Origin of the sequence: Mycobacterium sp. D16Q13, from assembly GCF_002013375.1 — a bacterium.
GTDB lineage: Bacteria > Actinomycetota > Actinomycetes > Mycobacteriales > Mycobacteriaceae > Mycobacterium.
Genome location: NZ_MAEW01000003.1, coordinates 102231 through 122443, shown reverse-complemented (window position 1 = coordinate 122443; position 20213 = coordinate 102231). Strand labels below are relative to the sequence as shown.

At 63.7% G+C, this 20213-nt stretch carries 26 protein-coding genes and 3 tRNA genes; 24 read left to right on the top strand and 5 right to left on the bottom strand.

Features of this window, described 5'->3' with window-relative positions; genetic code table 11:
• Window positions 1-256: 256 nt before the first annotated feature.
• The 21 genes from B4400_RS03300 (at window position 257) to B4400_RS03200 (ending at window position 12755) form a co-directional block, all read left to right on the top strand.
• Window positions 257-1021 (top strand): glycosyltransferase family 2 protein, encoded by a 765-nt coding sequence (locus tag B4400_RS03300; RefSeq protein WP_078308432.1) that lies wholly within the window; start codon window positions 257-259, stop codon window positions 1019-1021.
• Window positions 1018-1959, top strand: a complete 942-nt coding sequence (locus B4400_RS03295) for an acyl-CoA dehydrogenase family protein (RefSeq protein WP_078308435.1) — start codon at window positions 1018-1020, stop codon at window positions 1957-1959. Before B4400_RS03300 ends, B4400_RS03295 begins: the two co-directional genes overlap by 4 nt.
• Window positions 1956-2723, top strand: coding sequence for a PIG-L deacetylase family protein (locus B4400_RS03290; protein WP_078308438.1), 768 nt, complete (start codon window positions 1956-1958; stop codon window positions 2721-2723). The genes B4400_RS03295 and B4400_RS03290 overlap by 4 nt, the downstream gene beginning before the upstream one ends.
• Window positions 2723-3367 carry an SAM-dependent methyltransferase gene (locus B4400_RS03285; RefSeq protein WP_078308441.1) on the top strand — a complete coding sequence of 215 codons (645 nt, stop codon included), beginning with the start codon at window positions 2723-2725 and terminating at the stop codon, window positions 3365-3367. The genes B4400_RS03290 and B4400_RS03285 overlap by 1 nt, the downstream gene beginning before the upstream one ends.
• A gap of 72 nt (window positions 3368-3439) precedes the next feature.
• Complete coding sequence (locus B4400_RS03280) at window positions 3440-3997, top strand: Dps family protein (protein WP_078297778.1); 558 nt, start codon at window positions 3440-3442, stop codon at window positions 3995-3997.
• A gap of 150 nt (window positions 3998-4147) precedes the next feature.
• Window positions 4148-4381 (top strand): microaggregate-binding protein 1, encoded by a 234-nt coding sequence (gene mbp1 / locus B4400_RS03275; RefSeq protein WP_078297777.1) that lies wholly within the window; start codon window positions 4148-4150, stop codon window positions 4379-4381.
• Window positions 4382-4570: 189 nt separating this feature from the next.
• A complete protein-coding gene (locus B4400_RS03270) occupies window positions 4571-4828 on the top strand; it encodes a DUF7218 family protein (RefSeq protein ID WP_078308444.1) in 258 nt (85 codons plus the stop codon).
• A gap of 418 nt (window positions 4829-5246) precedes the next feature.
• A tRNA-Thr gene (locus tag B4400_RS03265) sits at window positions 5247-5319 on the top strand.
• 38 nt (window positions 5320-5357) lie between these two features.
• Window positions 5358-5434, top strand: a tRNA-Met gene (locus B4400_RS03260).
• Between the two features lie 39 nt (window positions 5435-5473).
• Entirely contained in the window at window positions 5474-5641 is a 168-nt protein-coding gene (rpmG, locus tag B4400_RS03255; protein ID WP_030096611.1) for a 50S ribosomal protein L33, read from the top strand.
• Window positions 5642-5738: 97 nt separating this feature from the next.
• Entirely contained in the window at window positions 5739-6209 is a 471-nt protein-coding gene (gene hadA / locus B4400_RS03250) for a (3R)-hydroxyacyl-ACP dehydratase subunit HadA (protein ID WP_078308447.1), read from the top strand.
• A complete protein-coding gene (gene hadB / locus B4400_RS03245; protein ID WP_078288560.1) occupies window positions 6209-6640 on the top strand; it encodes a (3R)-hydroxyacyl-ACP dehydratase subunit HadB in 432 nt (143 codons plus the stop codon). Before hadA ends, hadB begins: the two co-directional genes overlap by 1 nt.
• Window positions 6641-6642: 2 nt before the next feature.
• A complete protein-coding gene (locus tag B4400_RS03240; RefSeq protein WP_078288558.1) occupies window positions 6643-7113 on the top strand; it encodes an FAS1-like dehydratase domain-containing protein in 471 nt (156 codons plus the stop codon).
• A gap of 167 nt (window positions 7114-7280) precedes the next feature.
• Window positions 7281-7353, top strand: a tRNA-Trp gene (locus B4400_RS03235).
• Between the two features lie 70 nt (window positions 7354-7423).
• Entirely contained in the window at window positions 7424-7822 is a 399-nt protein-coding gene (gene secE, locus B4400_RS03230; RefSeq protein WP_078288555.1) for a preprotein translocase subunit SecE, read from the top strand.
• Window positions 7823-7969: 147 nt separating this feature from the next.
• Window positions 7970-8632 (top strand): transcription termination/antitermination protein NusG, encoded by a 663-nt coding sequence (gene nusG / locus B4400_RS03225; RefSeq protein ID WP_286141942.1) that lies wholly within the window; start codon window positions 7970-7972, stop codon window positions 8630-8632.
• Window positions 8633-8715: 83 nt separating this feature from the next.
• Window positions 8716-9144, top strand: a complete 429-nt coding sequence (gene rplK / locus B4400_RS03220) for a 50S ribosomal protein L11 (RefSeq protein WP_070909331.1) — start codon at window positions 8716-8718, stop codon at window positions 9142-9144.
• A gap of 88 nt (window positions 9145-9232) precedes the next feature.
• A complete protein-coding gene (gene rplA, locus B4400_RS03215) occupies window positions 9233-9943 on the top strand; it encodes a 50S ribosomal protein L1 (protein WP_078308450.1) in 711 nt (236 codons plus the stop codon).
• 150 nt (window positions 9944-10093) lie between these two features.
• Window positions 10094-10294, top strand: a complete 201-nt coding sequence (locus B4400_RS03210; protein ID WP_078308452.1) for a hypothetical protein — start codon at window positions 10094-10096, stop codon at window positions 10292-10294.
• 62 nt (window positions 10295-10356) lie between these two features.
• A complete protein-coding gene (locus B4400_RS03205; protein ID WP_078308550.1) occupies window positions 10357-11007 on the top strand; it encodes a response regulator transcription factor in 651 nt (216 codons plus the stop codon).
• 44 nt (window positions 11008-11051) lie between these two features.
• Window positions 11052-12755: a sensor histidine kinase gene (locus B4400_RS03200; RefSeq protein WP_078308455.1), complete on the top strand. Its 1704-nt coding sequence runs from the start codon at window positions 11052-11054 to the stop codon at window positions 12753-12755.
• 24 nt (window positions 12756-12779) lie between these two features.
• Here B4400_RS03200 and B4400_RS03195 read toward each other — a convergent pair whose 3' ends face one another.
• Window positions 12780-13775, bottom strand: a complete 996-nt coding sequence (locus B4400_RS03195) for a LysR family transcriptional regulator (RefSeq protein ID WP_078308458.1) — start codon at window positions 13773-13775, stop codon at window positions 12780-12782.
• A gap of 537 nt (window positions 13776-14312) precedes the next feature.
• Here B4400_RS03195 and B4400_RS24560 point away from each other — a divergent pair.
• Both B4400_RS24560 and B4400_RS03190 read left to right on the top strand, forming a co-directional pair.
• The gene (locus B4400_RS24560; RefSeq protein WP_170914916.1) at window positions 14313-14498 is read left to right on the top strand and encodes a hypothetical protein; all 186 of its coding nucleotides are present in this window, start codon (window positions 14313-14315) and stop codon (window positions 14496-14498) included.
• A 10-nt stretch (window positions 14499-14508) separates the two neighbouring features.
• Window positions 14509-15501 (top strand): alpha/beta fold hydrolase, encoded by a 993-nt coding sequence (locus tag B4400_RS03190; protein WP_170914915.1) that lies wholly within the window; start codon window positions 14509-14511, stop codon window positions 15499-15501.
• Here B4400_RS03190 and B4400_RS03185 read toward each other — a convergent pair.
• The 3 genes from B4400_RS03185 to B4400_RS03175 form a co-directional block, all read right to left on the bottom strand.
• Complete coding sequence (locus B4400_RS03185) at window positions 15498-16727, bottom strand: RNA polymerase sigma factor (RefSeq protein WP_078308460.1); 1230 nt, start codon at window positions 16725-16727, stop codon at window positions 15498-15500. The genes B4400_RS03190 and B4400_RS03185 overlap by 4 nt on opposite strands.
• 6 nt (window positions 16728-16733) lie before the next feature.
• Window positions 16734-17432 carry a YciI family protein gene (locus B4400_RS03180; protein ID WP_078308461.1) on the bottom strand — a complete coding sequence of 233 codons (699 nt, stop codon included), beginning with the start codon at window positions 17430-17432 and terminating at the stop codon, window positions 16734-16736.
• A gap of 95 nt (window positions 17433-17527) precedes the next feature.
• The gene (locus tag B4400_RS03175) at window positions 17528-18193 is read right to left on the bottom strand and encodes a TetR/AcrR family transcriptional regulator (protein WP_078308462.1); all 666 of its coding nucleotides are present in this window, start codon (window positions 18191-18193) and stop codon (window positions 17528-17530) included.
• 199 nt (window positions 18194-18392) lie between these two features.
• Between B4400_RS03175 and B4400_RS03170 the strand changes: the two genes are divergently transcribed.
• The gene (locus tag B4400_RS03170) at window positions 18393-19337 is read left to right on the top strand and encodes a class I SAM-dependent methyltransferase (RefSeq protein WP_078308463.1); all 945 of its coding nucleotides are present in this window, start codon (window positions 18393-18395) and stop codon (window positions 19335-19337) included.
• Here the strand turns inward: B4400_RS03170 and B4400_RS03165 are convergent.
• The gene (locus B4400_RS03165) at window positions 19334-20212 is read right to left on the bottom strand and encodes a diacylglycerol kinase (protein ID WP_078308464.1); all 879 of its coding nucleotides are present in this window, start codon (window positions 20210-20212) and stop codon (window positions 19334-19336) included. The genes B4400_RS03170 and B4400_RS03165 overlap by 4 nt on opposite strands.
• Window position 20213 lies beyond the last annotated feature (1 nt).

Genomic DNA, 20213 nt, shown 5'->3' with positions numbered 1-20213 from the left:
CTCCTTGAGCACAGTCGACCTCGTTGCGGTCCTTTCGTTGGATGCAGAACATCGAAGTTGGATATCCGGTTTGCGGTCGTTTATGCACTGACCGTGGATTTCGTCGTGTCGGCACGCTGGCGGCGCCGCCATGCATGAATCGCGCCATAACGGGTACACCGGCGATGAAACGTCCGGAACGGTGGGGCCCAGGATGCGCTGGCCGATTCAGCTTGCGAGGAGAAGTGATGTCCGTCTTTTCATTTCAAGGCCTGCCATGTCGGTAGGCGTTCCGCTGGGTTGCCGGGATCTCGGTGACGAGCCACACCGTGCCTTCGCATACGAGCGAGCGGTCGTGGTGGTGCCTGCGCACAATGAAGCCACCAATCTGCCGAGATGCCTCAACGCGGTGGTGACTGCAGCTGCGTGTTTCCCGGCGCCGACCCTGACCGTCGTCGTGCTGGATGACTGCGATGACGAAAGCATTCTTCTGGCAGGTAAATACGGCTCCGATGTGCACTTCGTTGAGGTAGACGCCCGCAATGTCGGGGCGGCCAGAGCGGCTGGCTTCGCGTATTCGCGGACGGTGTGCGGGGTGGCGGCCTCTGCGCAGCATCGTGTGTGGTACGCCACCACGGACGCAGACAGCCGGGTTGACGCCGATTGGCTGGTACGCCAGACGGATTCGGGAGCGGACATGGTGCTCGGCGTGGTTCGCGTAGAGAATTGGCAGCAGGCCCCGGCAGGTGCTGTACGCCGCTACCTCAGTAGGTACCGCGCGAAGCGCAAGGCTGACGGTCATGGCCACGTGCATGGCGCGAACATGGGATTTCGTGCTGACAAGTACTGGAAAGAAGGCGGATTCGCTGCGATCGGCAGCGGAGAGGATGTCGATCTAGCCCAGCGGTTCGAACAGCGGAGCTACCGGATCCACCGCGATGAAGGGCTATCGGTCGAGACGTCGGCCCGTCGCGTCGGCAGAGCCCCCGACGGATTCGCGGCGTATCTGAGGTCCTTCGCACGCCGCGAGGGTGTGGGATGACGGCCGATCTCGTGCGCCGGTGGCTGCACGCCGGTGAGCTGGCGCTCCCGATGCCGGGAGCAGGACATACCGCGGCGCGGTGGTGGAAGCTTGCCGCGTTGACTCGGCACGATGTGACCGCGGGACGGCTTGCCGAAGCACACTGCGATGCGGTGGCCATTCTGTGCGAACTCGGTGGGCCGGCTCCCGGGCCGGCACAGCTGTGGGGCGTGTGGGCGGCGGAGGCGCCCAACACGATGGTTACCGCCGTACAACGGGACGGTGTCACCTTGTTGGAGGGGACCAGGGCCTGGTGTTCGGGTGCCGGTTCGTGCACCCATGCGCTCATCACCGCCCGGGGAAAGGACAACACGCGGGGGCTCTATGCCGTTGATATGAGCCAGCCGGAGGCGACCGCGCTGCCGCAGATTTGGCAGAACGCCGGCATGCGGGAAAGCGACACGCGTTCGGTGCAATTGAGTGGTGCGATCGGCGTGCCCGTCGGGAGGCCCGGGCAGTACCTGGACCGCCCGGGCTTCTGGCATGGCGCCATGGGCGTGGCGGCCTGCTGGCTCGGCGGGGCTCGCGGTGCGGCCGAACCCCTCTACCGGGCCGTCGCCGAGAATCATCGAGGCTCTTCCGGTGACCCTCACGCTCAAGCTCACCTCGGTGCGGTGGATGCGGCGCTTGCTGCGGCGGAGTCCATTCTCATGACGGCCGCCATCTATGTAGACGCCGAACCTCGTAGTGACCACACGGAGTTGCTGGCCCGCCGTGTCAGAGCTGTGGTCGAGCACGCCGTGGATGAGGCGATCGTGCGCACTGGCCGGGCGTTGGGGCCCGCGCCACTGGCACTCGACGCCAGGCATGCCCAGCACGTTGCCGATCTCACCATGTACGTGCGGCAGAGCCATGCCGAACGCGATCTCGCGGCCTTGGGGAGAGTCGCCGCCGAATGAGTGCCGCCAATGCCGGAAACTGCGGGCGGCTCGCCGAACGGCCGATATCAGCCGGGGGTACGTCTCTTGAGGAGTGGCTGGCGTGGCCGCGGGAATTTCCGCGCCTAGATCTTGACGAGTGCCCGGCCCTGGTCCTGGTCGCGCCGCATCCCGACGACGAGACGTTGGGGTTCGGTTCTGCCGCGTCGCTGCTGCGCGCACGGGGAGTCGATGTCGTCGTCGTTTCGGTGAGCGATGGCGGCGGCGCATACCCGGGCTTGTCGTCGAGGGAGCGTCGCTGGCTGGAGCGAGATCGTCGTGCTGAATTACTGTGCGCTACCGACATTCTCGGACTCGATCCGCCTGTAAGGCTCGGTCTGGCCGACGGTGCGCTCGCTGAGTGTGAAGAGGAAATGAGTGGCCGTCTCGTCGAGATTCTCGTTGCCGCACGGCCCGGGGTTTGGTGCGCGGCGACCTGGCGTGGCGACGGCCACCCGGACCACGAGGCCGTCGGCCGCGCCGCCGCCGCAGCGGCAAGCCGCACCGGTGCGGTGCTGCTGGAGTACCCGGTGTGGATGTGGCATTGGGCCGTGCCGGACGACAACGAGGTGCCCTGGCATCAGTTGTGCACGGTACCCCGTGACCACACCTCGTTCGGCCTGAAACAGCAGGCCACCAATGCGTTCCGGACACAGCTTTGCCCTCGGAAACCGGATGAGGAGGCGATACTGCCGCCGCACGTCGTGAATCGGCTCCTGGTCCTTGGCGAGGTGGTGTTCCGCTGATGGGGCGTGTACCGGATGACTTCTTCGACGAGATGTACGCGATATCCGACGATCCGTGGCAACTCGCGCAGCGTTGGTATGAACAGAGAAAGTACGCCATCACGATGGCGATGCTGCCCAAGCTGCGCTATCGCCATGTCTTCGAGCCCGGCTGCTCCGTGGGGATACTCACCGAGCAGTTGGCGGCGCGCTGCGAACAGGTCACCGCCATCGATCTTGTGGACTCGGCGCTCGATTCCGCTCGTGCGCGCATCGCTCGGTGTGGCCACTCGGCCCGGGTGAGTTTTCATCGGCGGTCGCTGGATTCAGATTGGCCTGCAGAAGATTTCGATCTAGTGGTGCTGTCGGAGGTGGCCTACTATCTCGACGCCGTCCTGTTGCGCGACGTGTTGGACCGGGAGCTTGCGCGGATGCGGGAAGGAACGACGGTCCTGGCCGCGCATTGGCGTCATGCGGTGGCCGATTATCCGTTGACGGGCGACGAGGCGAACCGGCTGATCGGTGCGACGGCCCGATTGCACCGGGCCGCGCGTTATCGTGACGACGATGTCGCCATCGACGTGTTCGTCGTCGGCCTCTTGCCGTCGGTCGCCGCAGCCACCGGGGTTCCAGGGGCGGATCACGGCGATCGACAAGAAAGCTAGGAACTAGACCTGTTTGGTTCCGGCATCCGGTGGGTAGTCCTGTTCTGACGCCACATAGCGAAGGAGCTGATTATGACCACGTTCACCATCCCTGGGCTTTCTGATGCACAGGGCAGGAAGATCGCCGATCTGCTGCAAACACAGCTCAGCACCTATAACGACCTGCACCTCACTCTGAAACATGTGCACTGGAATGTCGTGGGCCCCAACTTCATCGGGGTGCATGAGATGCTGGATCCACAGGTTGAGCTGGTACGCGGCTACGCCGACGAGGTCGCCGAGCGTATCGCCGCATTGGGTCGATCGCCGCAAGGAACCCCCGGCGCCATCCTGAAAGACCGTACGTGGGATGACTATTCGGTGAGCCGTGACACGGTGCAGGCTCATTTGGCGGCGCTGAACTTGGTGTACGACGGCGTGGTCGAGGACACCCGTAAGGCGATCAAGACGCTCGACGATCTAGATCTCGTATCACAGGACTTGCTGATCGGCCACGCCGGCGAACTCGAGAAATTTCAGTGGTTCGTTCGTGCGCACCTGGAGAATTCCGGTGGTCAGCTGGCCGGTGGAGATGCGAGCACCGAGAAGAAGGCGGCGGCTCAGGCCAAGAAGAGGGCTCCTGTCAAGTGACGGGCGCGGTCCGGATCGCGGGTCACCGCCGCATGTGTTGGAGGTTACTTCCCTTGCGGTTTAAGGGCACTGGATACGGGAAGCCCGCAAGTAAGGGCGGTGAACACCGTCTGCCGCGTGCATACGTGGTCGGCAGAGGAAAGGAAATGTATGTCTGACAAGAGTGGTCCCGAAGAAGGTATCGAGGGCGTCGTTGAGGGCGCAAAGGGCAAGTTCAAGGAAGTCGCCGGCGCGGTAACGGGCCGCGACGACCTCAAGCGCGAAGGCCAGGCTCAGCAGGACAAGGCCGATGCTCAGCGTGAAGCCGCGAAGAAGGAAGCGGAGGCCGAAGCCGCGCGCAAGGCCGCCGACGTCAATGAGGCGCGCGAAAAAGCCCAGCGGTAGCTACCTATCGACAGCGGCCCGTTCCCGGCGAGGGGGCGGGCCGCTGGCTTGCCGTCCTGGATGGAACAGGCGTGAGTCTTTGTCTGACTGCGGAAACCGGAATGGCGCCGACAGCTGGGGCAGACGTTTAGGACGTTAGGTGAGTGGGAATCGCCCACCGGACATGGTTCTACTACGGAGGTGAATGTTGTGCCGAACTCGTCGATCAAGAACGAGAAAATGTACAAAGAACTGCGGAGGCAGGGCGATTCCCGAGAGAAGTCAGCCCGGATATCCAATGCGATCGCTGCCCGTGGGAGCTCCGCGGTAGGGCGTAAGGGCGGCAAATCTGGTTCCTACGATGACTGGACGGTGGTCGAGCTCCGCAAGCGCGCCAAGGAGCTTGGTATGTCGGGATACTCGCGGCTGGCGAAGAGTGAACTGATTGGCAAGCTTCGTAACCATTAAGCCCCGGAGCCGACAACGACGGCAGTGTCTGCTGCATCCCGGAGCGCTGTGGCGTCGGTCAATGAGCGCAATGGCAGCGCGCAGTGCCCACCGGTACGGCCAATGGGGTGGGTGCTGCGCCCCAGGCAAGGATGAGGGTCCGGAAGTCATAGTGCTGGTGGTCTGCGTACACGGCACGTTCGCCCACATCGATGCGATCTATCGCTGTGTTGCGGATGAGATCGATTGCGCGCTCGCTGCCGTGACGCCTGCCGGGCCACCACCTGCGAAGATCAGGCCTGGTTCACTCATGGCCCCTGGATACCCACATTGGTGTCTCTCACACGGGTGATGCGTGACCAAAAGCTGAGGGGTCTGCCTCCCGGTAGAGCGGTTTTGGATCCGCCGACGTCACCGGGTACCCTCGTGAGGGCTTTATGCCCCCTTAGCTCAGTCGGTAGAGCGTTTCCATGGTAAGGAAAAGGTCAACGGTTCGATTCCGTTAGGGGGCTCGGTAGACGGCAGGCGGAAACGCCGGCTCTGTCTGCGGGGCGGTGTAGCTCAGCTGGTTAGAGCGCACGACTCATAATCGTGAGGTCGGGAGATCGAGCCTCCCCACCGCTACCACCCGAACATAGAGACAACGAATGAAAGAGGGCAACTGCAGTGGCCTCCAGCACAGACGTCCGGCCCAAGGTCACCTTGGCTTGTGAGACGTGCAAGCACCGTAACTACATCACCAAGAAGAACCGGCGCAACGACCCTGACCGGCTGGAACTGAAGAAGTTCTGCCCGAACTGCGGATCGCACCAGCCCCACAAAGAGTCGCGCTGATCGCGCTTCTCTTTGGCCTTCCCGTGTCATCCGAATGCGACACGAATAGGCAAGCCTTACTTGGTATCGGTCAACATCAGTAGGTAGGTTCCGCCCCGTGGCTTTATCGCAAGATCTCGTCGGAACGCACTACCGATACCCCGACCACTATGTGGTTGAGCGGGAGAAGATTCGCGAGCACGCCGAAGCCGTGAAGAGCGATCACCCCGCCCATCACGAAGAGGCTGGTGCTGCTTCCCTCGGCTACGACTCGCTGGTCGCTACCCCGACCTTCCTCTGCATCTTCGGATACACCGCTCAGGCAGCTTTCTTCGAGAACGCGAATATCGGGATCAAGGACGAGAAGATCGTCCAGGTTGACCAGGAACTCAAACTCCTGCGCCCGATCACGGCCGGCGACAAGCTGTATTGCGATGTGTACCTCGACTCAATCCGACGCTCGTTCGGTGCCGACATCATCGTCACCAAGAGCCTCATCACCAATGACAAGGGTGAGCTGGTGCAGGAGCTGATCACGACTCTTGCCGGGCGCACTGCAGAAGACGGAGAAGAAGGCGGGTTCAACTGATGGCACTGCGTGAGTTCAGTTCGGTCAACGTGGGAGACCAGCTGCCGGAGAAGATGATTCCGCTGACACGGCAGGATCTTGTGAACTACGCCGGAGTCTCCGGCGACCTTAACCCGATCCACTGGGACGACGAGACCGCCAAGCTGGTGGGGCTCGAGGACGGCGCCATTGCCCACGGCATGCTGACCATGGGCCTCGGCGGCGGCTACGTCACCGAGTGGATCGGCGACCCGGCAGCGGTTACCGAGTACAACGTGCGCTTCACCAGTTTCGTCACCGTCCCCAATGACGGTGTCGGTGCGGAGATCGTCTTCAACGGTCGCGTGAAGTCAGTCGATCAGGACACCAAGTCGGTGACCATCGCGCTGACCGCCACCACCAACGGCAAGAAGATCTTCGGCCGCGCTATCGCGACTGCGACGCTGGCGTAGTCGTGGCGCTCCAACTCGACGTCGTCGGAATGACGCACAAGTACTCCCAGACCTATGTGGTGGGCCGGGAGAAGATTCGCGAGTTCGCGAAGTCGGTCAAAGCCGTGGACCCGGCCAGCCACGACCCCAAGGCGGCGGCCGAACTCGGACATGGCGGTCTCATCGCGCCTCTAGCCTTCCCGGCGGTCATGGCGCTGCTGGTGCAGAAAGAGTTTTTCCGCACCTATGACGTCGGCATGGAAACCATGCAGATTGTGCACTCCGAACAGCGGTTCGTGTACCACAAGCCCATCACCGAAGGCGACGAGCTGTCCTGCGACTTCCAGGTGGACTCTCACAAGGAAGCTTTCGGCGTGGACATCGTGACCACGCGCAATGTCGTCCGTAACCAGAACGACGAGCTGGTCATGGAGGCGTTCACGACCCTGATGGGTCGCGACTCGGAGCGGATGGCCGACATCAAGCTCATCTGAAAATCATGGTTGCCAGTCTGTGCTGATCGGCGGGCAATTTCAGTCTGGGGATAGCGTCGGGGTACACTCGAGATTCGGGGTTTTCCCACCACAACGCGCCTGTCGGGTACTCGGGAGGCGCGTGTGTTGTGTGAGGCCCCGGCCAACCGGGTTGGCATGCCAGCCATAGGGGTGTAGCTCAACTGGCAGAGCAGCGGTCTCCAAAACCGCAGGTTGCAGGTTCAAGTCCTGTCACCCCTGCAACATCCTGGGGTACGCACTAGGGAACGACGAGATCACTCGCCGAAAGGTAAGAGAGGTACGGAAGGGCATGAGCGACGAGCTAGACGAGTCCGGAGTCGACAGCGACCGGGCCGTCACCTCGACCAAGCCGCTTCGTCCGACGGGTAAGCGGACCCGCCGTGCTGACGCCTCGATCGCGGCTACGGAGCTCACCGATTCAGGTGCCTCCGAGACCGGTGAGGTGAAGAAGAAGGCTAAGAAGCCGGCCGCCAAGAAGGACAAGACGGGGCCGTCGCGCAATCCGCTCGTCCAGCTTTGGGTGTTCCTCAAGCAGGTGGTTGCCGAGCTGCGCAAGGTCATCTGGCCGAACCGCAAGCAGATGGTCAGTTACACCTCGGTGGTGCTGGTCTTCCTGGTGTTCATGGTGACCCTGATCGGCGTGATCGACCTGGGCCTGGCCCGGCTGGTCATGCTGGTGTTCGGGTAGTAGAGAGACGAGAGAGGACGAACGGTGACGACCTTCGACGGCGACGCTACGAGCGAGCCAGAAGACACCGCGGATACCGCTGTATCGGTTGACGTGGTGGATGAGAGCACCGAGACCGAGGAGACGGCTCAGGAGCCGACCGCGGATGTGCCGGCCGCTGAGGCTGAGACCGACGAGGATGCCGACCCGGCCGTCACGTTGAAGGCTCAGCTGCGTCGTGAGCCGGGCGAGTGGTACGTCGTTCACTCGTACGCCGGATACGAGAACAAGGTCAAGGCGAACCTGCAGACCCGTGTCCAGAACCTGGATGTCGGCGACTACATCTTCCAGATCGAGGTGCCCACCGAAGAGGTGACCGAGATCAAGAACGGCCAGCGCAAGCAGGTCAACCGCAAGGTGCTGCCCGGTTACATTCTGGTCCGGATGGAACTGAACGACGAGTCGTGGGGTGCTGTCCGCAACACCCCCGGTGTCACCGGATTTGTCGGCGCGACCTCGCGTCCGTCGCCGCTGTCCCTCGACGACGTGGTGAAGTTCCTGCTGCCGCAGACTCCGGCCAAGAAGCCCGCCAAGGGTTCTGCGGCCGAGACCGCAGCCGCGGCGGCCGAGACCGGTGGTCTGGAGCGTCCGCTCATCGAGGTCGACTTCGAGGTCGGTGAGTCGGTCACCGTCACCGATGGTCCGTTCGCGACGTTGCCGGCCAGTATCAGCGAGGTCAACGCCGAACAGCAGCGCCTCAAGGTGCTGGTGTCCATCTTCGGCCGCGAAACCCCTGTCGAGCTCAACTTCACCCAGGTGGAGAAGCTCTAACAAGACTTCGGACCGCGTCACGGTCCGCGGAACCTCCGGTCGAATAACGGCCGGAACACGGAAGGAAAGTAAGGAAACACCCAATGGCCCCGAAGAAAAAGGTCGTCGGGCTGATCAAGCTGCAGATCAAGGCCGGCGAAGCCAACCCCGCGCCTCCGGTCGGTCCCGCGCTCGGTCAGCATGGCGTCAACATCATGGAGTTCTGCAAGGCGTACAACGCCGCGACGGAGTCGCAGCGCGGCAACGTCATCCCCGTGGAGATCAGCGTCTACGAGGACCGCAGCTTCACCTTCGCTCTGAAGACCCCGCCCGCCGCCAAGCTGCTGTTGAAGGCCGCCGGTGTGCCCAAGGGTTCCGGTGAGCCGCACAAGACCAAGGTCGCCAAGGTGACCTGGGACCAGGTGCGCGAGATCGCCGAGACGAAGAAGGAAGACCTCAACGCCAACGACATCGACGCCGCCGCCAAGATCATTGCCGGCACCGCGCGCTCGATGGGCATCACGGTCGAGTAGCACGCACAGCACCGAGTAATACCGAACACCCAGTGGTAAGGCCCGCTTCGGCCTGCACGACCACGAACCAACGATTGATTGGATACCCATGAGCAAGAACAGCAAGGCATATCGCGAGGCCGCCGAGAAGGTGGACCGCGAGAAGCTGTACACCCCTCTTGAGGCCGCAAAGCTGGCCAAGGAGACCGCGTCCAAGAAGTACGACGCCACTGTCGAGGTCGCGATGCGCCTCGGCGTCGACCCCCGCAAGGCTGACCAGATGGTCCGCGGCACCGTGAACCTTCCGCACGGTACCGGTAAGACCGCCCGCGTCATCGTCTTCGCGGTGGGCGACAAGGCCGAAGCGGCCGCGGCTGCCGGTGCCGATGTTGTCGGTAGCGACGACCTGATCGAGAAGATCCAGGGCGGCTGGCTGGAGTTCGACGCCGCCATCGCCACCCCGGATCAGATGGCCAAGGTTGGTCGTATCGCCCGTGTCCTGGGACCGCGTGGTCTGATGCCGAACCCCAAGACCGGCACCGTGACCCCGGACGTCGCCAAGGCCGTCACCGACATCAAGGGCGGCAAGATCAACTTCCGCGTCGACAAGCACTCCAACCTGCACCTGATCATCGGCAAGGCCTCGTTCGATGCCGACAAGCTGGCGGAGAACTACGGTGCCGTGCTGGACGAGATCCTGCGTGCCAAGCCGTCGTCGGCCAAGGGGCGCTACCTGAAGAAGGTTGTCGTCACCACCACGACCGGCCCGGGCATCCAGGTCGACCCGAGCGTTACCCGGAACTTCCTCGAAGTCCAGTAACCTCCCGCGCGCGTTATCTGCACAAGCCCCCATTTCCCCCTACCGAGGGAGGAAATGGGGGCTTTGTCGTGAGTAGGGACCAAAGACCGTAGCGGCTCGCAGCCTCCCGTCCTACCGTTGAAACAACGGGGTACCACGGGAAGGAATGCCATGTTGGCGCGCTCTATCCCACTGCCGGGCAGCGTGACCGCCGGAGCGCTGGTGCAGGCGTCGGCACTGATCGACAGCACGTTGCTTGCGTCTGACGGATCGCAGCGCATCCCGGACATCGTGTCGGCCCGTCATCTGCTGGACGCGATATCGCACAGCGACAAAAACATCGGTGATCTCTCCGTGGTTGGACTGCAGTGATGCCGGTGCTGGATTCCGTCGCTGGTGCCACACTGGGTGCGGCAGATGGAAGGGAAACGGACATGATCACGGTATTCCTGGTCGACGACCACGAGGTGGTGCGCCGCGGTCTGGCCGACCTGCTTGAGGAGGAAGAGGACTTCTCGGTGATCGGTCAGGCCTCCTCGGTGGCCGAGGCAATGGCGCGCATCCCCGCGCTACAACCGGACATCGCCGTGCTGGACATCCGGCTTCCCGACGGTAACGGCGTCGAGCTGTGCCGCGAATTGCGTTCCAAGCTACCGAATCTCAACTGCCTGATGCTCACCTCATTCACCGATGAACACGCCATGCTTGACGCGATCATGGCGGGAGCCGGTGGTTACGTCATCAAGGACATCAAGGGCATGGAACTGATCTCCGCGGTCCGTACCGTCGGGGCGGGACGCTCGCTGCTGGATAACCGCGCGGCCGCCGCGTTGATGAACAAGTTGCGCGCGGCGGCCGACAACCCGTCGCCGGTGGCCGGGCTCACCGCGCAGGAGCGGACGCTGCTGGAACTGATCGGAGAGGGCCTCACCAATCGTCAGATCGCGGGACGAATGTTCTTGGCGGAGAAGACAGTCAAGAATTACGTCTCACGTTTGCTCACCAAGCTGGACCTCGAGCGCCGGACACAGGTCGCCGTGCTCGCCACCAAACTCGCGCGCGAGAACCAGGGGCCGCACGGCTGACGGGTTCGTGCTCACTCGAGGTCAAGGTGTGCGAGAGTTGAATTGTGGTCGAGGATGTTGGTGCGCAACCCAATCGAGTGACGGCCGAGCTGGCTCATCTGCAACTGCGTGAATTACTCGCGGAGGTGCAGGGCCGGATCGAGCAGATTGTCGACGGCACGCGGGGGCGCATGGATGCCCTTCTCGACGCCGTCATGGCCGTCAGTTCGGGGCTGGAACTTGACGCTACTCTGAGGGAAATCGTCTGTGCGGCATCGGAGCTCGTCAGTGCCCGATACGGTGCACTCGGTGTGGTGGGATCGGACGAGAAGCTGGCAGAGTTCGTCTACGAGGGTATCGACGAGGCGACCCGCGAGCTGATAGGCCCGCTACCCACGGGCCACGGTGTGCTCGGCGTCGTGATCGACGAGGCCAAGCCCCTGCGCCTGCGGGATATCGCGGCGCACCCGGCCTCCGTCGGCTTTCCCGCGAACCACCCGCCCATGCGGACCTTCTTGGGAGTGCCGGTGCAGGTGCGCGGTGAGGTGTTCGGACGGCTGTATCTCACCGAGAAGCTCGGCGGGCAGGAATTCACCGAGGACGACGAGGTGGTGGTGCGTGCGCTGGCGGGGGCGGCCGGTATCGCGATCGAGAATGCCCGTCTCTATCAGCATGCCCGGCGTCGTGAGCAATGGCAGCGTGCCACCGCCGATATCACCGCTGAGCTGCTTGGCGGGGTGGACCCGGGCAAGGCGCTACACCTGGTGGCTTCTTCCGCGGCGCTGCTGGCGGAGGCGGATTTCGCGTTCATCGCGCTACCCGTCGGTGACGAGGAGGACACCGCCGAACTGGTGGTGGCGGTCTGTGAAGGCGAAGGTTCAGAAGTACTGTCCGAGAAGGTGATCCCTGTCGACGGGTCGACCTCCGGGAGCACCTTTGTTGATCATGAGCCGAGGAACGTGGGCCGGCTCGCCGTGAATCTGGCCGAGGGTACGGACTTGGCCTTCGGGCCCGCCCTGGTACTTCCGCTCGGGCGAGGGGAGTCGACGGCGGGTGTGTTGATCTTGCTGCGCACGGTGGGATCGGTGGCCTTCGACGAAGAGCAGCTCGATATGGCGGCCTCTTTCGCGGGGCAGGCGGCGCTGGCGCTGGAACAGGCCGAGGTTCGTCTGGCCAAACATGAACTGGATGTGCTGGCCGATCGCGATCGCATTGCCCGTGACCTGCATGACCACGTCATTCAGCGGTTGTTCGCCGTCGGCCTGGGGATGCAGAGCACTCATCGCCGGGCCGTCGATCCGACGGTGGCGGCCCGCCTCGCCGACCATATCGATCAGCTGCACGAGGTGATCCAAGAGATCCGGACCGCGATCTTCGATCTGCATACCAATGACGAATCCTTGCGCGCCACACTGCGTTCCACCATCAACGAGCTCACGGCCGATACCGGGCTGCGGGTATCTGTGCGCATGAGCGGACCGTTGGACGTGATACCCGCCAGCACCTCCGGTGACGCCGAGGCGGTGGTGCGTGAGGCCGTGAGCAATGTGGTCAGGCACGCCCGTGCCAGGGAGCTGTCAGTGACCGTGTCCGTCGACGACGAGTTGGTCATCGACGTGGTGGACGATGGCATCGGGATACCGGAAGTGGTCGCACGCAGCGGCCTGAGCGGGCTGGCAAACCGGGCCGCGGAATCGGGGGGCACGTTCAGTGTGTCGGCGATGGACACCGGGGGCACCCGGTTGGTGTGGTCGGTACCGCTGCCGTAAAGGTCTGAGCCCGGCTGGGAATGGCTATATCGAGCCGGATCGCCGAGGTGTACCGGGTCTGTGCAGTAACGCGACTGCCGTGTCGATGACCGCGCGGATCTCTTTGTCCTGCTCGGCGAGATTCACCTGCCACACCAGGCAGGTGACGAGGGTCAGCTTCATGTCGTTGATCGGTACACAGACATCCTCGGCGAGGTTGTACATCCAGGCGCCGCTGGTCGGGGCGAGCGGCGCGATGGCGAATCCATCGCCAACGCCGATGACATCGGCGGCGCCCACGTAGTCGCCAGGGTCGACGTTTTCCCGTCGAGGCACCCCCGCGGACTCCAATGCATGGTCCACCTGCTGTCGATACTCGGTGTCGGTGTCTCGCCGCGCGGTGACGTAGTTGAGGTTGGTGAGTTCGGATACCGAAATCGAGTGCCTCGATCCGTACGTCTTCTTGGAAAGTACTGCGCCCAAAGGTTCTTCGCACACCACCTTGCTCATCAATCCATCTGAGTCGAATGGTGGGCGGGCCAGCCCGAATGCGATGTCTCCCCGCCTCAGTGCGGAAATGATCTCTGCGCTCCCGCGTGGCCATTTCCGCAAGGTGAAGCCACCTGCATGCATGTTTTCCAGGTCCGCCAACGTCGCGCGCAGGTCGGTGTGCAGCAAGGGAGGTACGCCATAGTCAATGGACCGTGTGGGCGTCGTGGATTCCGGCGACACGATGGCCGGCAACTCGTCGAACTGTGCGAGTACGCGTCGCGCCGCCGGCAGCAGCCGGGCGCCTTCCGGGGTCAGTTTTACCCGGCGGGTGTCACGGAGAAACAACGCCACCCCCAACAGGCGTTCCATGTCTCTGATCCTTCGGCTAAGGGGAGGGGGAGAGACATGAAGATCCCGTGCGGCTTGGGAGAAATTCAGTGTTGTTGCCACAGCGACAAAGCAGCGAAGATCGTATATATCAAGGCTCTGAAGACCCACTGTGTGATCATATCGCGCAGGTAGAATGGGGTTGTTTGGATGGCTCAACATTGTTTCTCTGGGGGCAACACGCCATTGCTAAATCGGTAATACTCCTCGCCGAGAACTTGGGTAGTTGCCGTGCTAACTTGCTGATGTCAGTGCTGGAGTCCGTCGGTAGTTCAACGTTCATGAGCACGAATTCCTGCGGGCCACGGTACTTACATGAATTTGCTATCAGATTTTCTTCCTGCTCATTGGCGTTAAATCAGTGGAACACTTTTGGGTAGTCGGAATGTGTTTCCAACTGTGGCTGAAAATGCGAACTGCTGATTCGCGGTATTTCTCATATCCGGCGATCTTCTCGACGGCTAAGGAGGCTGGCGATGGGGGCTGACCGGTCGTATCTGTCCATCGTTGAGCGAGCTCATCAGGCCCGGCGAAGCGCTGAGCTGGCACGGGACAAGACGAGGGACCAACTTCAGGAAGACCTGGACAGGGTGCAGGCGCGTCCGGGAGGAATGGGAGACCCGAGCGGACAAGGCGGCGGCCAAAGCCGGCTCGGCCTGGGCGGAACTGGTCGAGAGCTGGAAGGCCCATGTAGCAAGGGTGACGATCGCATTCGGTCACAAGGAACACAAGATTGATGCCAGGCATGCCGAGCAGGAGGCTGATATCGCCGAATCCGATGCGGCATACGCGGTGGACATCGCGTTTTCGGCAGTCGAAGAGGCGGAGGACACCGTGCTCTATGCGATGTACGCCCGTAAGTATGCCGAGGAAATCACCTCGTGAAAGGACCGCGATGAGTCAGGACTTGCCCGGGGACTTTTCGAATCCCATTGGAGGGCCGGTATTTTCCACGTTCGTCTCCGAGGTTGATCAGATGGTGATCTGGTATCGGATGTGGCAGCCGCCATGCGGGATCGAAACGCGCGCGGCCGTGCAGATCACACATGGCATCGCCGAATACAGTGCGCGCTACGACCGTTTGGCCCGATTCCTCGCAGCGCGTGGATGTGTGGTGTACGCGCTTGACCTGCGCGGACACGGACAGACGGCCGGACCCGAAGGTTTGGGACAACTGGGCGTCACGGCCTGGGAGGACATGACGGCCGATATCAAACAGCTGGCCGAGATCGCGCGTACCCAGGACCCTGGTCTGCCGTTGATCGCCTTCGGTCACAGCATGGGTTCGGCGTTGACGCAGTTCCACATCCAGCACCACGGGGACCTGCTCGCGGGGGCCGTCCTGTGCGGGACGCTCGGCGCGGTTCCGGGTCTCACCGAGGAGGCCTATCGGCAGGCCATCGCCGAACTCGAGGCCGTCGCGACTGGTTCGAACGCGATGGCGCCGAGCGAGTTCTTCGGTTCACTCCTGGCAGGATTCAATGATCCCTTCGCGGTCGGCGGTGTCACACCGACTGGGTCGGAGTGGCAGACCTGCGACCCCGAAGAGATTCGTGTCTTTCAGTCGGATCCCTTGTGCGGCAAACCTTTCTCCAACGCGATGACCTACTCGGTGATCAAGGGATTCCACGCATTGTGGGTGCCGGGAAATGAATCGCGCATTCCGGTCGAGCTGCCGATCCTCGTCATCGCGGGAAGTGAGGATCCGGTCGGGGGCCGAACAGCGACGATCCAGGGTCTCATCACTCGCTACTTGGCCGAAGGTCACCGGCGGCTGGAGTACAGGTTCTACGCGGGAGGCCGTCACGAGATCCTCAACGAGCCGGAGAAGGATCGCGTGCAGCGCGATGTTGGCCTGTGGTTGGAGAGCGTCCTCGACGCTGTCTAGTTCTCGTACCGGTTTTCGCATTCGGTGATGCGGCGCCGCAGAAACTCGCGCCCTGGATCGGACCCGTTGGTGGACAAGGCCGTCCGGTACCAGTCGGCGGCTTCGGCGTGACGGCCGGCACGCCGAAGCAGATCGGCGCGGACGGTAGCCGCCAGGTTCGATCGCGCTAAGCGTGGATCGTGGGCCACCTTCTCCAGCGCCGCCAATCCCGCGTCAGGTGTGTCGCGCAGGCCGATCGCCAACGCCCGATTCACCAGCACCACAGGCGAATGCGTCATGGACGCGAGCCGGTCGTAGGCCTGGCAGATTGCCTGCCAATCGGTTTCCTCCCAGGTGGGGGCGGTGGCATGCAGCGCGGCGATGACCGCCTGCGGCAGGTAGGGGCCCGTCGAGCCCGCCGCTTGCCGCAACTGACTGAGCCCGCGGGCTATGCGACCGTGATCCCACCGGGTGCGGTCCTGCTCGTCCAGGGGCACCAGTGCGCCGTCGTGATCCACACGTTCCAGGCGCCGCGAGTCATGAAGCAGTACAAGCGCGGCCAGCGCATTAGCTTCCCGTTCCTGTGGCATGAGCTTGCACAGCTCGCAGGCCAGGCGCACACCCTCGTCGCATAACTCGTCGCGGATGGCGGACGGTCCGCCCGTCGACCAGTAGCCCTCGGTGAACACCGAGTAGATGCAGCTGAGCACGTGCGGAGTGCGTTCGGGCAGTAGCTCGGCGGGCGGCACCCGCAGCGGAATGTTGGCGGCGCGAATCTTGGCCTTGGCGCGGGTGATCCGTTGACCTATCGCGGCCTCGCTGTGCAGCAGCGCCCGGGCGATCTCGGCCACCGTCAGTCCCGATACCAGCCGTAGCGTGAGGGCGAGCTGTGACACTCGCTCCAGGGATGGATGAGCGCAGGTGAACATCATCCGGAGCTCGTCGTCCGGCACGGAGCGGGGATCGGAGACGTCGGTGCGGGCGGTGATGTCGTCGAGCACAGCAGCCAATTCCCTTCCGGGGCGCAGTGTCTCGCGCCGGAGCCGATCACGCGCCCGATTCCGCGCGGCCGTCAACAACCACCCGCCCGGATTGTCGGGTACGCCGTCTCGCGGCCAGGTGCGCACCGCGTCGGCGCACGCCTCCTGGACGGCGTCTTCGGCGACGGTGAGGTCCCCTGACCATCGTGCGATGGCGGCGACCGTTGGCCCCCACTCCCGCCGAAAGACGCCGTCCAAGCCGGTCATACGGTGTTAGAAACCCGAGACGCCGGTGAGCTGCCGCAGATGCACCGCGGATGCGGGCAGCCGCGAGGCCAGTTGGATAGCCTGGTCGCGGTCAGTGGCGGCGAGCACGTAGAAGCCGTTGGCGATCTCGGTTCCCTCGATGTACGGGCCGTCGGTGAGAACGGTCTCTCCGTCGCGTACCCGGACCGTGGTCGCTGTGGACGGGGGATGCAGCGGCCCGGCGATCTTGATGTGTTCGCTTGCCTTCGCGCCGAACACCCCGTGCTTGGCCGCCACCGCCTCCCATTCGGGGCTGCCGGGCACATATGCGCGTTCTCCGGGCTCCAGCAGCAGTGCGAGCCAGCTCGTGGACCCCTGCCCGCCGAAGTCTTGCGAGCAGTGGACCAGCGGCCACACCTCGACCGCGCCGCGTTTGGCCTCCGGGATATCCCGGGCCAAGGCAAGGGCCTCATCGAGGTTGTCCGCCTCCAATACGTAGTAGCCGTTCGCGACCTCCGCGCCCTCGGCGAACGGACCGTCGGTGATGACAGGGGCATCAGGTCCGCCGGTGATGCGCACGCTGTCGGCTTCCGGATACAGCGCGTCGCCTGCGCGGATCGCCGATGCCGCCCTGGCCTGAAAGTTCAAGTAGTCCGTCAGTTCTTGAGCGGCCTCGTCGGGTGTGCGTTCTTGCTGGGGACCTACGAGTAGCGCGAGATAATGCATGGTGGAGCCCTCCGTCGGTATCAATGAGCGGAACTCTGCGATCCACTCTCTACCTGTCTGACGAACCGCGCATCACCGATCAGACACTTTCGGTACTACTGGGTGAAGACCTGCTCGGGCGGGGGTGGTGTCTGCAGCAGTGCGGGAAGTACAAAGGTCCGGACATAACGGCGTACCTGATCGGCGTCGTCGCAGCCCGGTATGGAACCCGACAGCAGGCTCATGACCACCGACAACACATAGCGCGAGGCGTCGCCGGCGCTGAGCCCCTCGCGTAGCGGCGCCAGACCGCTGCTGAACATTGACTCGTACAGTGCCGTGAGCATCTGTGACAGCCCGGGTGAGCCGAATATCAGGCTGGCGGCGGTGCTATGGGTGCCATCCGGGTCCGCGAGTGCGCGGAGCAAGGGGTCTTGTGTCGTCTCGGTCGCGACGATGACCATGGACTCCACCACCATCTCGGACCAGTCCCCAAGCGCCATCAGCCGGGGAGCCGTCTCTGCGATGTTCGTTGTCGCCCTGCGCACGATCAGCGCGTCCAGTACCTCGTCCCGGTTGTTGAAGTAGCGATACACGACCCCGCGGCTGTACCCGGCCTCACGGGCTACGGCGCCCATGCTGAGTGCCGTGACACCAACGCGGGCCAGCACACGCTCAGTCGCGTCGAGCAAGTGCGATTGCACTTCTGTGGAGGTCTTGCCGTCCTTGATGGGCCGACCGCGGCCACGTCCTGCTTCGGCAGCTCCCGTGTGGTCCGTCACCGTGTATCTCAATCCCTGGAATTACTAGACAAATATATCGTTCTGTTCTATAAATAGTGCGAGCTGGTCGTCCGTGGTTCTTCCGGACTGGCCTCACTGGTTCGCGGTGGTGGGATGTGCGGCGTGAGGGGTCCGCACTGACAAACTATGGCGGCCAGTTCCGTCGGCACACTATCCAGGCTGGCGTACAAAGGAACTCATGGCGCGAAGTGATGGAGACAGCTGGGAGATCACGGAGAGTGTCGGCACCACGGCGTTGGGGGTGGCCAGCGCCCGAGATGCGGAAACGCGTAGCGAGAACCCGCTGATCAGTGATCCGTACGCCGGTCTCTTTCTCGAGGCTGCCGGCGACGGAGTGTGGAGCGTGTACCGCTTCGACGGTGAACCGCCCGCTGCGCTGCTAGCGGCCGAGCCCCGATTGGCCGAGCGCATTGCCGCCATGCGGTCCTATGTCGCGTGCCGCACCAAGTTCTTTGACGACTTCTTCCGCCAAGCGTCCGGGGCCGGTATTCGACAGTCGGTGATCCTGGCTGCCGGTCTCGACGCACGCGCGTGGCGACTCGACTGGCCCGCCGATGCGGTGCTGTTCGAGCTGGACCTTCCCACGGTTCTCGCCTTCAAGGCCGACACCCTGGACGCGCAGGGCGCGACGGCGCGCGTTCGCCATGTCCCGGTTGCGGTGGACCTGCGCGACGATTGGCCCGCCGCGTTGGCGGCCAGCGGGTTTGATGCTAGCGAGCCGGTGGCCTGGATCGCCGAGGGCCTGCTGCCGTATCTGCCGCCCGCGGCCCAGGACCTGCTGTTCGAGCGGATTGATTCACTCAGTGTGCCGGGCAGCCGTGTCGCCGTGGAGAACTTCGGTGAAGGCTTCTTTGATCCGGAAACACTTGCCCGGCAAAGAGAACGGGGGCAGGTGTTCCGGCGTGCCGCCGAGAGTATCCAAGATCAGGACATTCCCGATGTGGCGGAACTGTGGTATCTGGAGGAACGTACTGACGCGGGGGAGTTCCTGGCCGGCCGTGGATGGCAGGTGGCCAGCGAGACCACGACCGCACTGTTGGAGCGTCACGGTCGGGGTATCCCCGCTGATCTGCCCGACGCGACCCCGAACTCCGCATTCCTGATCGCGGAGAAAACTGGCTAGGCGAAGACGGTCAGGGCGCCGGGAACCACGTCGATATCGATCGGCAGTGGTGCCACCGGATCCCCATCGGCGTACGCGGTGATGTTGTCGGCGGACAGTCGGACTCGCCGCGACCGGAAGGTGCTCACCTCGGGCAGGTTGACATGTGTGCCCTTGTAGACGGTGGGGGACAGCCGCAGCAGGCGCAGCCGCCCACCGGCCGCCACCACCGTCACGTCCAGTAGCCCATCGTCCAGAATGGCGTTGGGACAGATGCGCATTCCGCCGCCATATGAGGTTCCGTTTCCGACCGCGACCAGGGTGACATCGGTCTCGATCACCTGATCGTCCAATTCGATGCGGAACGGCAGCGGCCGCAGCTTCGCGGCCTCCAACGCCATCGCGATGTCATAACGGCGACGGCCGCGGGGCCAGCTCATCCGATTGGCGCGATCGTTGACCAACGAGTCGAATCCCGATGCCACCACCGTGGCGAACCAGGTTGTGTGTCCGTTGTATTGCACACGCCCGCAGTCGATCACCCGGGTATCGCCGGTCGCGATCACGTCGGCGGCGGCCACCGGATCGCCCAGCGGGATGTCCAGCATGCGGGCGCAGTCGTTTCCGGTGCCGATCGGGATCACGCCGAGCGCCACCGGAGTGGATGCGACCGCCTGTAGCGCGATGCTCACCAGACCGTCCCCGCCCGCGGCGACGATTCCGCGGGCGCCCGTGCGGGCGGCTTCCTGTGCGAGGGCATGCGATTCCGATGCCGATGAGGCCGCGTGATGTGTCACCGTCAGTCCGCGCGCACGCAGATGCGCGATGGCGGCCTCGGCTGCTTGTGCTGCGCCGTGGCCCGCGGCCGGGTTCGTCAGGACGGTGAGATGGGTCATC

Coding starts and splice junctions, on each gene's coding strand:
- B4400_RS03300 (WP_078308432.1), top strand. CDS start 257: ATGTCGGTAGGCGTTCCGCTGGGTTGCCGGGATCTCGGTGACGAGCCA.
- B4400_RS03295 (WP_078308435.1), top strand. CDS start 1,018: ATGACGGCCGATCTCGTGCGCCGGTGGCTGCACGCCGGTGAGCTGGCG.
- B4400_RS03290 (WP_078308438.1), top strand. CDS start 1,956: ATGAGTGCCGCCAATGCCGGAAACTGCGGGCGGCTCGCCGAACGGCCG.
- B4400_RS03285 (WP_078308441.1), top strand. CDS start 2,723: ATGGGGCGTGTACCGGATGACTTCTTCGACGAGATGTACGCGATATCC.
- B4400_RS03280 (WP_078297778.1), top strand. CDS start 3,440: ATGACCACGTTCACCATCCCTGGGCTTTCTGATGCACAGGGCAGGAAG.
- mbp1 (WP_078297777.1), top strand. CDS start 4,148: ATGTCTGACAAGAGTGGTCCCGAAGAAGGTATCGAGGGCGTCGTTGAG.
- hadB (WP_078288560.1), top strand. CDS start 6,209: ATGGCACTGCGTGAGTTCAGTTCGGTCAACGTGGGAGACCAGCTGCCG.
- secE (WP_078288555.1), top strand. CDS start 7,424: ATGAGCGACGAGCTAGACGAGTCCGGAGTCGACAGCGACCGGGCCGTC.
- rplK (WP_070909331.1), top strand. CDS start 8,716: ATGGCCCCGAAGAAAAAGGTCGTCGGGCTGATCAAGCTGCAGATCAAG.
- rplA (WP_078308450.1), top strand. CDS start 9,233: ATGAGCAAGAACAGCAAGGCATATCGCGAGGCCGCCGAGAAGGTGGAC.
- B4400_RS03210 (WP_078308452.1), top strand. CDS start 10,094: ATGTTGGCGCGCTCTATCCCACTGCCGGGCAGCGTGACCGCCGGAGCG.
- B4400_RS03205 (WP_078308550.1), top strand. CDS start 10,357: ATGATCACGGTATTCCTGGTCGACGACCACGAGGTGGTGCGCCGCGGT.
- B4400_RS03195 (WP_078308458.1), bottom strand. CDS start 13,775: ATGTTGAGCCATCCAAACAACCCCATTCTACCTGCGCGATATGATCAC.
- B4400_RS03190 (WP_170914915.1), top strand. CDS start 14,509: ATGAGTCAGGACTTGCCCGGGGACTTTTCGAATCCCATTGGAGGGCCG.
- B4400_RS03185 (WP_078308460.1), bottom strand. CDS start 16,727: ATGACCGGCTTGGACGGCGTCTTTCGGCGGGAGTGGGGGCCAACGGTC.
- B4400_RS03180 (WP_078308461.1), bottom strand. CDS start 17,432: ATGCATTATCTCGCGCTACTCGTAGGTCCCCAGCAAGAACGCACACCC.
- B4400_RS03170 (WP_078308463.1), top strand. CDS start 18,393: ATGGCGCGAAGTGATGGAGACAGCTGGGAGATCACGGAGAGTGTCGGC.
- B4400_RS03165 (WP_078308464.1), bottom strand. CDS start 20,212: ATGACCCATCTCACCGTCCTGACGAACCCGGCCGCGGGCCACGGCGCA.